We start from the raw sequence: 14,863 nt of genomic DNA on the forward strand, positions 1-14,863 counted from the left end.
ACGATACGCTATGAGAATCCATGCCTTTCATCACCTGTATCAACAACGTTTAGACCGTTCAACCAAGCCTTTTGTTGCGCGGGGGAGTAAAGTTGTTCGATGCAAGTACTGCCAAGTTGCGGAAAAGGACTGTTTGTGTGCCCATCAACCCGATATAGAGAGTGGCGTTGCGGCGATGTTGCTACTGTCAGAAAACGAAGTGTTTAAGCCGAGCAATACAGGTCGCTTGATTCTAGATGTGGTCAAAGACGGTTATGCCTATCAATGGAGCCGCACTGAGCCTTCGTCAGAGATGCTTGCTCTACTCAATAACCCCAAGTATCAACCGATTGTTGTATTCCCCGATGAATATGTTAATGAACCTACTCGATTGATCAAACAAGAAGCATCAAGGTTTTGTGAGGAGAAAACGCCTCTATTGATCTTTATAGATGGCAGTTGGCGAGAGGCAAGGCGAATCTTCAACAAATCACCGTATTTAGATGCGTTACCTGTTATGTCTATTAATCCGGATACAGTATCGCAATACATGATGCGCCGTTCAGACAACGAACAGCACCTTGCTACCGCTGAAGTAGCCAGTTTAGTGTTTGAACAGTTTGGTGAAGAAAAACTGGCTCAAACTTTGTCGAGTTGGTTTGCCGTATTTCGCGAAAGCTATATGAACAGTAAGACGAGAAACAGGCCAGATGAAGCAAAACCAGCTTTGAATCGTTTCATTGACGAGCTGAGAAACGAGAAACCCCTCTAATTATTGCGATCTGGTTGTATACGGGCTGCGCAGTTGGCTTTGCCTCCGAGCTAAATCTGTTCCAAATCACAGTTTGTAGGCGTAGCTATATGGATAATGAGTCAATTAAACCAATTTTTGAGTTATTTTTCTGGGAGAGAAGAGATGTACTACGGCTTTGACGTTGGTGGCACTAAGATTGAATTTGGTGCATTTAACGAAAAACTAGAGCGAGTTGCGACTGAGCGAGTACCAACGCCAACGGATGACTATGCACTTTTGGTTGAGACCATTGCTAGTCTGGTAAACAAATACGATCAAGAATTTGGTTGCGAAGGCAAGATAGGTCTCGGTCTTCCGGGTATGGAAGATGCCGATGACGCGACAGTTCTTACAGTCAATGTGCCTGCGGCAAAAGGAAAGCCTTTGCGCGCGGATCTTGAAGCTAAGATTGGCCGTAGCGTTAAAATTGAAAACGATGCGAACTGTTTTGCGCTTTCAGAAGCTTGGGACGAAGAATTAAAAGATGAGCCGTCAGTGATGGGTTTGATTCTTGGTACTGGCTTTGGCGGTGGCTTGATTTATGATGGCGCGGTATTCTCTGGCCGAAATCACGTTGCGGGTGAGCTAGGTCATATGCGATTGCCAATCGATGCTTGGTTCCATCTTGGTGACAATGCACCGCTATTAGGATGTGGTTGTGGTAAAAAAGGCTGTTTAGATAGTTACCTTTCAGGCCGTGGTTTTGAACTGATCTACGCTCACTACTTTGGTGAAGAAAAGAAAGCGATCGATATCATTAAAGCTTATGAAGCTGGAGAGGCGAAAGCTTCTGAGCATGTAGAGCGCTTTATGGAGCTGCTTGCAATCTGTTTTGCCAACATCTTCACAGCAAATGATCCTCATGTTGTTGCACTAGGTGGCGGTCTTTCTAACTTCGAACTGATCTACGAAGAAATGCCAAAGCGCGTACCTAAGTACCTTCTTTCTGTAGCGAAGTGTCCTAAAATCATCAAAGCGAAGCACGGTGATTCAGGTGGCGTACGTGGTGCAGCATTCCTTAACATTAAGTAAGGTAACTGACATTGGATTGAAAAGGGCTGCGATTGCAGCCCTTTTATTTATCCCGATTGGTATTACTTGTTCTTTTTGCCTACCCCTAGGTTTTCTTTTTGCTGCAGGGTGATGCGCCCAAAGCCAAGCTTCTTAAAGTGGTTGTCACGGTAATTGCGCACTGCTTTGGTATCAGAAATCGCTTCGATTTGTTGCTCCATTTTCAAATATTCAGAGATATCGATGCCTTCAGCTTCAGCGACCGCTTCATGAATGTTGCGATGTTGCTGGTATGAGAAGGTTAACGTTTTCTCTTCATCTTTGTAGGTATACAGGATTGTGCGAGCCATAAATAATTCCAAATCGATAAAACTAAAGAGGTCAGCATGGCTGACCTCGTCTCTATGGGTTAGATTCTGCCTTGAAGCGGAATAATTGTCACGCTTTCACCAACTTTAACTGTATCTATCGCTGGTGAAACCTCAATCAAGCAGTTTGCTTCACTCATAGAGCGTAGGATTCCTGACCCTTGCTTGCCTGTTGTACGAACCGTCAACTGGCCGTGATGATCGAGTTCATAAACGCCACGACTAAACTCGGTTCGGCCTTGACGAGAGCGCAGATTTTCCGTTGCTATCGCGTTTACTTTAAGAGGTTGCCAGCCTTGCTCTCCCTGCATTTTTCTTAAAGCAGGTTCAACGAAATTGATGAACGACACCATGACCGCGACAGGGTTACCCGGCAAACCGAAAAACGGCTTGTTTTGTATTTGACCAAAGGCGAGTGGTCGTCCTGGTCTCATGTTGATTCGCCAGAAATCGATTTGGCCAAGCTTTTTTAGTGCAAGTTTAATGTAATCGGCGTCACCGACTGAAACCCCGCCAGAAGTCATGACGACATCTGCTTGTGAAGCTGCGTTCTCTAATGCTTCTATCATCAAGGCTTCGTCATCTTCGATAATACCGAAGTCGAGAATCTCACAACCTAAGGTCTCTAGCATTCCCATGATGGTGAAACGGTTCGAATCATAAATGGAGTTTTGCTTTTGCTCGCTGCCTGGCGCTTGGACTTCATCACCAGTAGAGAAAATGGCGACCTTAAGTTTGCGATAAACGCTGCAATCAGCCATTCCCAGTGAAGCGATCATTCCCATCTCTGGTGAGGCGATTCGCTGACCGGTGGTAAATACGGAAGAGCCTATTGGTAAGTCTTCTCCGGCTTGTCGTACATTCTGACCGACTTTGATGCTTGCAGAAAATGTGACAATGTCACCATTATGTTGAGCTTGTTCGCGCATAATAACGGTGTCGCCACCTTGAGGGGTAGGAGCACCTGTCATTATCTTAACCGCTTGACCTTTTTCGAGCGGATGATCGTACGCATGACCAGCAAAAACTTCAGCGACGACTTCAAAGCTATCTAAATCGGCATCTTCACCACGAATAGCAAAGCCATCCATCGCTGAGTTCGTGTATTGTGGGACGTTGACCGGAGAAATGACATCTTCAAATAACACCCGGCCGGATGCTTGTGTGATAGGGCATTTTTCAGATTCTGTAACAGGGTTAACCAGTGAAAGAATTTTGTCACGTCCTTGCTCTACGGATAGAAAAGCAGGGGAGAGGGTGTCACAACAAGCCGCTTCATTTTTCTTGGGCTCCGTGTGGCTTTGTACATATTCGGTGACAAATTGTGCGATTGCATTCAAATCGTTGATGTTCATTTGCGGTAGATCGCTGTCTTCAACGACTGAATCTGCGGCAATGGCAATGATATTGTCATCGTTGTTGTATAGCCAAGGTTTACCTACCGCTTCGCGATGAAGTTCTATCTTGGGAAAAGCGATGTTTTTACAGCCTTCAACTAAAATGACATCAAGCTTATCTGTGTCGAAGCGTGATAACAGATAGGCAAACTCAGATTCCTGCTCAGGCGTTTCAGTCATTAACGCAAAACGGTTTCTCGAAGAGATCAACATTTGCGATGCGCCAGCTTTTCTTAGTCTGTGACTATCTTTACCTTCTTTATCGACGTCAAAATTATGGTGTGCGTGTTTGAGCATACCAATACGAAGGCCGGCTTCAGTTAACTTTGGCAGAAGAGCTTCTAGCAACGTTGTTTTCCCCGTACCTGAATACGCGGCAAAACCCAGAATAGGGATAGGAAGGTTTAAAGTCATCAGCTAATGGTTCCGAATTGGGTCAGTTCTTCTGGGGTATTTAAATTTACGAAACAGTTTGGTGAGTCGCTAAAATCAACATACTCTGTGTTGCACTCTTTGTATAAAAGAATGATCTTACGATCTCCGCGCTCAAGAAAAGCGGTCAGTTTGGGTAAGACACGTTTATGATACAGAGTGAAAACAGGCTGTTGGTGGTCACCGTCATGGGCCACTAAAATATCGGTATTATCTGATACCGATTGGCAAAAACGCTCGACTAAATCACTATTAATTTGCGGGCTATCGCATGGCACAAAACCAACCCAATCGGTTGGTGCATTGATGAGTCCGGCGTGAATTCCGCCCATTGGACCGGGGAAGTCTTGAAATTGATCAGAAAAGACCTCGCCAAATTTTTGGTATGCGTCATGATTGCGGTTAGCATTAATCAAAATGCGTTCAGTTTGAGGTTTTAGTCTGTTGATCACATGTTGGATCAATGGCTTGTCGTTAAGTAAAACAAGACCTTTATCTTGCCCGCCCATACGGCTTGCCTGACCACCAGCTAAAATTACCCAGCTTGTCTCTTTTGCATGAAGCATAGTTGTCGTATCTGATATTATTTTGTTATTGGGCTTGCACTCTAGCAAATCTATTATCTCTTTCAAGCCCACAGGCTTAGTGCATTATGTGTTACAGCTCGTCGTAGACTATCCTCTACTACTTACTTTTGTATCTAATGATTTATCTTTCAAAACAACGACATTATTTAACTCAAAGTCGTTATTTGAGTACTCTTTCAGTTCAAGGCCACTGATCACCCACTGTTTGTTACAAAGTCCAGTCAGCGCATTCTGCTGGTGACTGGTGATGACCAAGCTTGAGCCACGATCTAAAAGATCTTTCGCCATAACGACTAAACGCTCTATCGATTCTTGGTCTAACGAAGCGCTTGGCTCGTCCATCAAAAGAATCGAAGGCTTAAGTATCCATGCTCGTGCCATCGCGACGCGTTGCTTCTCTCCTCCAGACAAGACGGAAATATGCTCATCGGCTAAGGTTTCTAAGCCTACCATGCGCAGTGCAGTGATAACTTGAGCTCGCTTATCTTTTGCTGCATCTTTTTCGAAGCGGATACCGTAGACGACATTTTCATAAACCGTTCCGTCGAATAGGTATGGAGACTGATGGAGGTAGATCACGCCTTTACGACCAGAGCGGGGAAACAGTCTGTGTAACCATGTGTCACTAGGTGCAATCACTTTACCTGTCGATGGTTTCATTAACCCTGACAAGATTTTGAGTAGCGTGGTTTTACCGACACCATTATCACCTTTAAGGTAGATTGCGTCATTTGGACCAATAGAAAGAGTAGGGATGTGGAACAGTACACGCTCTTTAAAGCGCATTGAAAGTTGCTGTGCCGTGATCTTAATTGTCATACTGCGCCCTTAAGTCCTTAGGTAACCTTTGCCACGCATACTTGTGAGCATGAAGTTCAGTACCAGTGCTAATGTAAGCAAGACAATGCCCAAAGCAACCCCTTGAGCAAACGCCCCTTTATGGCTTTCCATCGCAATTGCTGTAGGGATGTTTCGCGTGATCCCCATAATGTTGCCACCCACCATGGTTGAACAGCCCACTTCAGTTACAATGCGAGAAAACGCCGCTATCGCTGCTGCCAAGAGTGGAAAACGTGTTTCCCACACCATAGTGGCAATAATTCGCGGTATAGAAGCGCCCAATGTAATTGAGGTTTCAACTGCTCTTCGATCGCTAGACTGCAATGCGCCGTGCATCATTGACACCAACACCGGAAAACCAATCAGCATTTGACCGACAATCATCGCTTTTTGAGTAAACAGCATCTGCCAATCCCCTAGAGGGCCAGCACGTGACAATAGCATATATAGCAATAGACCAATCACTACTGTCGGAATGGCTTGCAGTGTGTTTATCAGTGATAGAAACAACCATTTGCCTTTAAAATCTGTATAAGCCAATACAAAAGAGAAAATGATCGCCGGGAAAAGAACTATTGAAATCGCGGACAAAGAGACGCTGAAGGAGACCGCGACGATCTCCCACAGCTCTTTATCAAAGCTCACCAACAAGGTGAGCGCATCTAGGGTCGTTTGCCAAAGGCTCATCGAGTTCTATTTCTCGTTTGCGTTAGCAACAAACAGTTGTTTGCCATTAAGTGTAAAGTCGTTGATCAGTTTCTGTCCTCGTGGGTTCACTAACCAGTCACTAAACTCTTTTGCACCTTGGTAATTAATGCTTGGGTAGCGTTCTGGGTTAACCAATATCACCTGATATGGGTTAAATAGCTTTTTGTCACCTTGGAACAAAATCTCGAGATCAAGCTTGTTATTGTAGGCTAGCCAAGTGCCACGATCAGTCATGGTGTAACCTTGCATTTCGTTCGCCATGTTAAGAGTCGGTCCCATCCCTTGGCCTACACTGCGGTAACCACCGAAATTTGGCTCCATCTTGGTTTGCTCCCAGATACCTTTCTCTTTTTTATGAGTACCTGAATCATCACCGCGAGAGATAAACGTCGCATTCATATTGGCAATGTTTTTAAATACTTGAGCGACATCTTTTTGCTTTGCCACTTTAGCTGGATCGGCGTGAGGGCCCACAATAACAAAATCGTTGTACATCAATTTACGAGGTAGAACGCCATAACCCTTTTCAACAAAGTTTGCTTCGGCTTTTGGTGCGTGAGTCATTACCAAATCGACATCGCCGTTTTCCCCCATTTTAAGCGACTTACCCGTGCCGGCTGCGATCACATCGACCTTGTAGCCTGTGTCTTTTTCAAATTCAGGTAGTAGGTAATCAAGTAGACCAGAGTGGTAGGTACTTGTTGTCGTCGCTAAACGTACGTGAGAGTTATCAGCCGAAGATGCCGAGTAGCTAACTAAAGCCAGTGACGCAGTGGCCAATGTAAAAGTGATTTTTTTCATATTGTTATAAATCCGTTTTCTATAATTTGGGCTATTCAAATTAAGAGTATTGAATCTATGCCATAAGATTCGTGTTATAAGTCGGCATGCATAGAAAGCAATCTTGATGCCAAAAATATGTGATAGTTTTCAAACGAAATATCAATAACTTACCTAACTAGAATTTGATGGGGGACAAAATGTCTCACATTTATTGAGGCGCTCACCGATAAACTTGGTACACTCTGTCCCAATTACCTTATATGGAAAGTGGTCATTATGCCTCCATCATTCGATCCTAATAAAGCCTCACAATATCAAGCATTTTCAGTTCTCGTCGTTGATGATGAGATTGGAATGCAAACCATACTGAACAAAGCGTTGAGTAAATGGTTTTCAAAAGTAGATTGTGTCGGGAGTATAGAAGATGCTGAACAGTTACGTAGTGCTAACCATTACGATTTGATTGTTCTGGACATCAACTTGCCAGGGCGCTCAGGAATTGAGTGGGAAGAAGCGTTTAATGACCCGGATAAGAAAGCCGACATTATCTTTATGACTGGCTACGCAGACTTAGAAACCGCAATTTCCGCACTCAAGCTAGGGGCGTCTGATTTTATTCTTAAGCCGTTCAACCTCGAACAAATGTTGCAGGCAGTACAACGCTGCATTGATAAGCGTTTGGAAGAACGACATCAGTTTGCGTTGCGTCATGAGTTCAAACGGCATGTTGCGACGGACATTGTCGGGGGGTCAGAAAAGACCGCTCAGTTAAAGCAGCTCATCACACAGTTTGCACCGTCGCGTGCTTCTGTACTTGTAGAGGGTGAATCAGGAACAGGTAAAGAGTTGGTTGCTCGTGGTATTCATGAAGCGAGTCAACGCAGCGGACCGTTTGTACCCATTAACTGTGGTGCGATAGCGCCAGAGCTGCTTGAAAGTGAGTTGTTTGGTCACAATGCGGGGGCATTTACTGGAGCGAAGAAAAGCCGTGAAGGTTTGTTCCGCGTTGCAAATGGAGGCACGCTATTCTTAGACGAAATTGGTGAAATGCCGCTCGCAATGCAATCAGCTTTATTGCGTGTCTTGGAGCAGCGAACAATCCGTCCAGTCGGTGGTGAAAAAGAGATCTCCGTTGACGTTAGAGTTGTGGCAGCAACCAACCGTAACTTACAAGAAGAGGTTAACAAGGGGCATTTCCGCGCAGACTTATTCTATCGACTCAATGTTCTTAAAATTGATGTTATGCCATTAAGAGAACGTAAAGCCGATCTGATTGAACTGGTGCCGTTTTTCACCAAAATGCTAGCCTTAGAGCTTGGTATGCCAAACCCCAATTGGGCACATGAAGATATACTGGCAATGAATGAATATGACTGGCCAGGCAACATCCGCGAACTCAAAAACCTTATCGAACGTTGCATCTTGCTTGGCAAGCCTCCTGCGCACTATTGGCGAGAGATCCATGGTGATACGTTAAAACCTTCCGTTACCATGACCGTTTCAAGTGGTGCGGAGGTGATTGAACTGACGACGCCTGCAAATCGCGGTGAAGGATATCCAAACAGTTGGCCACTAAAGCAAGTCGAAAAAGCCCATATCCAGCAGTTGGTTGATTTTCACGATGGCAATAAATCGGCAGCTGCGCGAGATCTAGGCGTCGCGCGTAAGACTTTAGAGCGCAAATTTAAAGAGTGGGACAGCGAGGAATCGAGCTATGCCGAATAGCCTCTCATTCTGGTCAAAATGGCGTTATCGATTCAAAACCATGGTTCGCTATCGTTTGATGATCTTAACTTCTGCGCCGATCGTCCTCACTTTGCTCGCACTTATTGGAATCACCATCTATTGGTCAATTCACTACACATGGCAAAGTGCTCTAGTTGATGTATCTGAAAGACTTGGGGTGGCAGAAAACAGCATTGAGTTGATTCAGGAAAAACAGGCCAATCATGTTAAGTCGTTTGCGAGTTCTTTTGAATTTGTCTCTCGAGTCCGAAGTGAACAAGTCAGTGAATCGGATCTTTCAAGTTGGGTATCTAGACAGCGAGAAAAGTACAAGCTCGACTTTCTACGTTTTCATCGCGTTGACAGTATAGAAAGCAAGTTTAGATTTATGGATCTGACTCATCGAGAATCCTTTTTTGATGTTTTGACTCAGCAAGAGTTGGCAGAGCTAGGCAATGACTTGGTAAAGCGAGCTCAGACACCAATTCTTGAGAGCAATTCCGTTGAAAGTAGGGGGCTGGTCAGCCGGACAGTGATCCCTATCCGCAATCCGACCAACGATATTATTGGTTTTTTAGATGGTGGTTTACTGCTTAACAACAGTACGGTCTTGGTTGATACCATTCGCGACCTTATTTACCCTTCTAAGCAAGACAGTTTGCGACCGGTAGGCACTCTAACCGTATTTTTAGATGACTTGCGCGTTAGCACCAATGTTCCATTAGACAGTAATGACAGATTGGGTAGAGCCATCGGCACTCGCGTTTCAGATGAAGTGAAACAAGCGGTCTTGATTGAAGGGCATGAGTGGACAAACTTAGCATTTGTATACGATGCTTGGTACATCACCGCCTATCAGCCGCTGTACGATCAGTACAATAATGTGATTGGCATGCTCTACACAGGGTATTTGTTATGGCCATTTGTCGCCACTTACATGACTAATATCGCCGAGATATCGATTACAACACTCTTCTTGCTGTTTATCTCAAGTTTGCTCGTTTATCGGGGTTCTCGAGATCTTTTTGTACCGATAGAGCATATTCACCGTGTAGTAAAAATGATTCAACTTGGCAAAGAGACTCGAATTGGCCCACTTGGTTTAGACGAAGGGCATGAACTAGCTCAGCTTGCAAAGCAATTCGACAACATGCTTGATCTGCTTAAGCAGCGCAAGAATGAAATTCAACGGGCTGCGAATGAGCTAGAGTGTAAAGTCCAAGATCGCACCGCGAGCCTCGAAGAGAAAACACAAGAGCTAGAACTGCATATCCAACTGCTTAATCAGACACGTGACAAGTTGGTTGTTAACGAGAAACTAGCAGCACTTGGTGAGTTAACAGCCGGAATCGCCCACGAGATTAATAACCCAACCGCCGTGATCTTAGGCAATGTTGAACTTATGCAGTTTGAATTGGGCGATGAGTCATCTCGCGTAAAAGAAGAGATAGAGGCAATTCACGCACAGATCGATCGCATCCGGAATATTACACGTAGTCTGTTGCAATACAGTCGGCAAGGTGGTGTTCAAGATGAGATCACTTGGCAGCGCGTGAATCCAATCATCGAAGAAAGCATTACACTGGTTAAGACGGGCGCAAAAAAACGCGAAGTTACTTTCGAAACAGAATTAAATGCTCAGGCGTCCGTTGAAGTGAATCGCCATCAGCTACTGCAAATTCTGGTTAACCTGCAAATGAATGGCATTCACGCGATGCAGGGGAAAGGCCGATTAGTTGTGTCGAGTGAAGACTGGATAGAAGAGGGGCAAACTCGAGGGGCGGTCATTCATGTAAAAGATGAAGGTTGCGGTATTAAACCTGAGAACTTAAAACGAATCTTCTCACCATTCTACACAACTAAACGCGATGGAACGGGGTTAGGTCTTTCGGTTTCGCAAAGTATTCTCAGCCAATCGGGCGGTGAGCTCAAAGTTAATTCTGAATGGGGGAAAGGGAGCCAGTTTAGCATTTATCTTCCGGAACGAGCAGAACCTCAACTCAAAGTCATGAACCTTTAACAAAACGGTCAGCAAGAGTGCTGACCGTTTTTCTAACTATTTTGATTCTTCCGCTAAAGCGTCTTTGCATTCCTGATATTTGAGCTTCTCTGCTAACGACTCTGGTGGCAAACCACATTTCATCACCACTTCCTTGTCATAGCATTTATTGGTCTTACCATGTAAACAGATGATTTCATCATCCTGATAAACGATATCACCTGTTTGCAAATGACCATATGTGTCGTTTCCCCAAACCGGGTTAGCGTTAAAAGTGTTCTTCGCAACCGCGACAGAACAAGCTAAAGACAAAGATGCGATGATTAGAGGGGTTATCTTCTTCATGATTGGGACCTACTGATGGAACTGGCGGCGATTATATAGAACCCCGGCCTAAAACCAACTCATAAAAGTTAGATTGCTAATACATAGCTGATGGTTTGCATGCCTTGGCAAAACAAAACTTGAAGTTCGACTCAGTAAACAGTAGTGTGGCGCGGTTTTTCATATTTTATAGGTAACGACATTGATTTCCACTAACAACATCACACAGCAATTTGGTGCTAAGCCACTTTTTGAAAACATCTCTGTTAAGTTTGGTGAAGGTAACCGTTACGGCCTGATCGGTGCGAACGGCTGTGGTAAATCAACGTTCATGAAAATCCTAAGCGGAGAGCTTGACCCGACAGGTGGTAACGTAAGTTACGACCCTAATGAGCGCGTAGCCAAGCTAAATCAGGATCAGTTTGCTTACGAAGAGTTCACCGTGATTGATACCGTTATCATGGGCTACAAAGAACTGTGGGAAGTAAAAAAAGAGCGTGACCGCATTTATTCTTTGCCTGAAATGAGCGAAGAAGAGGGCATGCTTGTTGCTGACTTAGAAGTTCAGTTTGCAGAAATGGACGGTTACATGGCCGACGCAAAAGCAGGTGAGTTACTCCTTGCTGTTGGTATTCCTGAAGAACAACACTACGGTCTGATGAGTGAAGTCGCACCTGGTTGGAAACTTCGTGTTCTTCTTGCGCAGGTTCTATTCGCTGACCCGCACATCATGCTATTAGACGAACCAACCAACAACTTGGACATGGATACTATCCGCTGGTTGGAAGAGACTTTAAACCAACGTAATTGCACGATGATCATTATCTCGCACGACCGTCACTTCTTGAACTCAGTTTGTACACACATGGCAGACTTAGATTACGGTGAACTGCGTGTTTATCCTGGTAACTATGATGAGTACATGACAGCGGCATCGCAAGCTCGTGACCGTTTATTATCAGACAATGCGAAGAAGAAAGCGCAAATCGCAGAACTGCAAACGTTCGTTGCTCGTTTCTCTGCTAACGCATCTAAGGCAAAACAGGCTACCTCGCGAGCTAAGCAGATCGATAAGATCCAACTTGAAGAAGTGAAAGCATCAAGCCGCCAAAACCCGTTCATCCGTTTTGAGCAATCGAAAGAGTTGTTCCGTAATGCGCTTATCGTAGAAAATTTAAGCCAAGGCTTTGAAGAAGATTTGTTTAACGATTTTAATGCGATCTTTGAAGTTGGTGAGCGTGTTGCAATTATTGGTGAAAACGGCGTAGGTAAAACAACGCTACTCAACACTCTTGCTGGTGTGCTAGAGCCTCGCACTGGTGAATTTAAGTGGTCAGAAAACTCTAATATTGGTTACTATGCCCAAGACCATGCTGCTGATTTTGAAGAAGATCTAAACCTAATGGACTGGATGGGGCAGTGGCGTCAAGAAGGCGATGACGAGCAAGTTATTCGTAGCTTCTTAGGTCGTATGCTGTTTTCTCAAGATGACATCAAAAAGTCAGTAAAAGTACTTTCTGGTGGTGAGCAAGGCCGTATGCTTTTAGGCAAGCTAATGATGCATAAACCTAATATGCTGCTGATGGATGAGCCAACCAACCACATGGATATGGAATCTATCGAATCTTTAAACACTGCGCTTGAGCAATACAAAGGCACATTATTCTTCGTATCTCACGACCGCGTATTTGTAGACTCGTTGGCGACTCGTATCATTGAAATCAAAGACAACAAGATTACCGACTTTAAAGGTACTTACGCAGAGTTCCTAAAAGCACGTGGTATTGAAGGCTAAGAATTAGCTTCTAATCTGAATACTGAAAGCCTCGCACTAGCTTTTGCGGGGCTTTTTTGTAAACCTCAAAATGATACTGTATAAACATACATGACGTAATTTTGGATACTGAGATCATGTTATAGAGAACAATTCTGCATTTTGTGACTTGTCCGTTTTTCTGTTTAACGTAACCGACTGTTTCTGTGTAATTTAAATTGGTAAGGTGAGAGCAACTTGAGTTCTATTGCAGATTGGTTCGGTAGTTTTTTATAGAATTGTTCTGGCTAAGAACTGTTATGTTTAACTGAAATTCAAAGACTTAAAGGTCTTAGGCTCTAGTTCTTTATCCCTCTGGCAATTCGTCCCTAGTAGACTCAGCAAATCCGTATTGTCGGTCTAAGTTCTTGAATCACTCAGGCCGTAAAACATGCCAATGTCCGTGGGTTGCTTCATTGTCAGGTCGTGGCGGTCGGTTTCTTGTTTGACTGGCTTAAAGTCGCTTCTAGGATATTTGCCAATCAGCATCCCACCTTGGCAGTTGCCTCGGCAAACAACCTTTGTTTGGCGCTGTTGTGAGAAGAGACGAGGGCGCTTGTTGAATGTTTGTCGTGTTGCCTCATTGGGCAGGGAAGTGGACTTACTTGTTTTATGTTGGTCGCCTTTGGTGGCCAAAGTCGGTTCTTACCTTGTGCCTTAGCTCAGAAAAATGGTCTTAAATGGCAGTTCTTTCTCAATTAAATCATGCGTTTGTGGTAAAACATAACAAACAATTCAACAGTGATTCGCAACGCTTGGCGCTTCCACTTCAGGTTGAGTTTAGTGTTTACGGCGCAGTGCTTTAGCTCAGTGGCAGCGTTGCTCACACGTTAATTGGGCGTTAGTTGCTTACCTGAGGATATTTATGATACGCAGCATAATTAACAGATTTGGGACGACCTTGTACGTTCAAGTTTGGGAAAACCGACTAAAGGTCACAGACGTTGAAACTATGGTCATTTTTGATGAAAAGCCGCTTCTTCAGGTTGAGGATACAGGGAAAAAAGTCAAGAACATTGTTACATTCGGTAATAGTGCAAAATTGGGCTCGCTCAATCCTTTTTCACATCCTAGAACAGTTTTCTCCGACTTTTACGTGGCACAAAGACTATTACAGGAAGTGATTGGCAAAGTGCTTCAAAAGCGATTTATTACGCCAGCTCCAGCAATTGTAATTCACCCCATGGAAAAAACTGAGGGTGGATTAACCATGATCGAAGTTCGAGCATTCCGAGAACTATGTCTGGCTTCGGGAGCTAGAGACGCAGTAGTTTTCCAAGGAGCACAGCTAAATCCCCACCAAGTCGAGTTCAAAAAATTAGCAAAACAGTTCAATGAGTAACTATGCAACTAACAAAAAGTTTAAGATGGATTCGCTAACGCGTGCCGAACTCGCTTCGCTCAGACATGGCACGCACCGCTCACCACTTAACTTGGCGTTATGTGTAACCAGAGGAAAATGCATGGAAGTACAGCTAAAAGTAGGTAGCGACTCCTTATTCGCAGAATCTTTGACCAAGTCAAATATGGCCAGTTATTATCAAACTCGCGGGATAATCTGGGATCACAATCAGTTTCTAAGTAGTTGGGAAGAATTAGATAATTACGAAGTCCATCTAGACCAAGCTCGTGTTGGTGTTCTCCGTTTTAGCTATAGTGGCGATACTACCTTCTTGAGAGACTTTCAAATTTTGCCTGAGTTTCAGGGCAGAGGAATTGGGGCAAAGTGTCTCGAGCTAGTTGTTAGACATGCGCTTAAAAGACAATCCACTAAGCTAGTTTTGCGTGTGTTTAGTGAAAATCCAGCAATCAGTCTGTATGAGTCCAAGGGCTTCGTTAGAACATCTGAAGTCAAAGGGTTGGTTGAAATGGAGATCCCTTTAAGTTCAAACACATAACAATCTGTTCAAGAGGGATTCGCAACGCGTGGCATTTTTATTATGCGTTGATTTTTGTGTTTAAGGTAGTATGCGGCGGCTTTTATATTGCGTTGCTCACCCCTTAACAGGGCGTTAGCAGTGCTCAGGTGTACATCATTGAGATAATATGCATTGAAATTCTGCATAAGACGATTGATTAGGTTTTGGTAAAATATAGTCCATTC

Annotated in this window: 14 protein-coding genes; 7 read left to right on the forward strand and 7 right to left on the reverse strand. The window is 44.2% G+C overall.

From position 1 onward, the window contains the following. Positions 1–10: 10 nt before the first annotated feature. Positions 11–751, forward strand: coding sequence for a tRNA-uridine aminocarboxypropyltransferase (locus AC6R00_RS23315; protein WP_500642139.1), 741 nt, complete (start codon positions 11–13; stop codon positions 749–751). A gap of 144 nt (positions 752–895) precedes the next feature. Then, entirely contained in the window at positions 896–1,804 is a 909-nt protein-coding gene (nagK, locus tag AC6R00_RS23320; RefSeq protein WP_171383020.1) for an N-acetylglucosamine kinase, read from the forward strand. Positions 1,805–1,866: 62 nt separating this feature from the next. Here the strand turns inward: nagK and AC6R00_RS23325 are convergent, their stop codons facing one another. The 6 genes from AC6R00_RS23325 to AC6R00_RS23350 form a co-directional block, all read right to left on the reverse strand. Next, positions 1,867–2,133, reverse strand: coding sequence for a DUF2960 domain-containing protein (locus AC6R00_RS23325; RefSeq protein WP_171324412.1), 267 nt, complete (start codon positions 2,131–2,133; stop codon positions 1,867–1,869). Positions 2,134–2,192: 59 nt separating this feature from the next. Further along, the gene (locus tag AC6R00_RS23330; RefSeq protein ID WP_500642140.1) at positions 2,193–3,962 is read right to left on the reverse strand and encodes a bifunctional molybdopterin-guanine dinucleotide biosynthesis adaptor protein MobB/molybdopterin molybdotransferase MoeA; all 1,770 of its coding nucleotides are present in this window, start codon (positions 3,960–3,962) and stop codon (positions 2,193–2,195) included. Further along, entirely contained in the window at positions 3,962–4,546 is a 585-nt protein-coding gene (gene mobA / locus AC6R00_RS23335) for a molybdenum cofactor guanylyltransferase MobA (RefSeq protein ID WP_500642141.1), read from the reverse strand. Before mobA ends, AC6R00_RS23330 begins: the two co-directional genes overlap by 1 nt. A 108-nt stretch (positions 4,547–4,654) precedes the next feature. Then, a complete protein-coding gene (locus tag AC6R00_RS23340; protein ID WP_500642142.1) occupies positions 4,655–5,386 on the reverse strand; it encodes an energy-coupling factor ABC transporter ATP-binding protein in 732 nt (243 codons plus the stop codon). Between the two features lie 9 nt (positions 5,387–5,395). Further along, a complete protein-coding gene (locus tag AC6R00_RS23345) occupies positions 5,396–6,094 on the reverse strand; it encodes an ABC transporter permease (protein WP_004743683.1) in 699 nt (232 codons plus the stop codon). Positions 6,095–6,100: 6 nt separating this feature from the next. Continuing rightward, positions 6,101–6,916 (reverse strand): ABC transporter substrate-binding protein, encoded by an 816-nt coding sequence (locus AC6R00_RS23350; protein WP_500642143.1) that lies wholly within the window; start codon positions 6,914–6,916, stop codon positions 6,101–6,103. 258 nt (positions 6,917–7,174) lie between these two features. On the opposite strand from AC6R00_RS23350, the gene AC6R00_RS23355 reads away from it, so the two are divergent. Next, positions 7,175–8,623: a sigma-54-dependent transcriptional regulator gene (locus tag AC6R00_RS23355; protein WP_500642144.1), complete on the forward strand. Its 1,449-nt coding sequence runs from the start codon at positions 7,175–7,177 to the stop codon at positions 8,621–8,623. Further along, positions 8,613–10,643 (forward strand): sensor histidine kinase, encoded by a 2,031-nt coding sequence (locus tag AC6R00_RS23360; RefSeq protein ID WP_500642145.1) that lies wholly within the window; start codon positions 8,613–8,615, stop codon positions 10,641–10,643. The genes AC6R00_RS23355 and AC6R00_RS23360 overlap by 11 nt, the downstream gene beginning before the upstream one ends. Positions 10,644–10,679: 36 nt before the next feature. Here the strand turns inward: AC6R00_RS23360 and AC6R00_RS23365 are convergent, their stop codons facing one another. Next, complete coding sequence (locus AC6R00_RS23365; protein ID WP_500642146.1) at positions 10,680–10,967, reverse strand: hypothetical protein; 288 nt, start codon at positions 10,965–10,967, stop codon at positions 10,680–10,682. A 181-nt stretch (positions 10,968–11,148) separates the two neighbouring features. Here AC6R00_RS23365 and AC6R00_RS23370 point away from each other — a divergent pair, with 181 nt between their 5' ends. The 3 genes from AC6R00_RS23370 (at position 11,149) to AC6R00_RS23380 (ending at position 14,657) form a co-directional block, all read left to right on the forward strand. Then, entirely contained in the window at positions 11,149–12,741 is a 1,593-nt protein-coding gene (locus AC6R00_RS23370) for an ABC-F family ATPase (protein WP_500642147.1), read from the forward strand. 970 nt (positions 12,742–13,711) lie between these two features. Next, positions 13,712–14,101 (forward strand): rod shape-determining protein, encoded by a 390-nt coding sequence (locus AC6R00_RS23375; RefSeq protein WP_500642148.1) that lies wholly within the window; start codon positions 13,712–13,714, stop codon positions 14,099–14,101. A 121-nt stretch (positions 14,102–14,222) separates the two neighbouring features. Beyond that, on the forward strand, positions 14,223–14,657 hold the full coding sequence (locus AC6R00_RS23380) for a GNAT family N-acetyltransferase (RefSeq protein WP_025536967.1): 435 nt from the start codon (positions 14,223–14,225) through the stop codon (positions 14,655–14,657). The last annotated feature ends 206 nt before the right edge of the window (positions 14,658–14,863 follow it).

This window comes from Vibrio sp. R10-SF1-ISO8, from assembly GCF_059833805.1.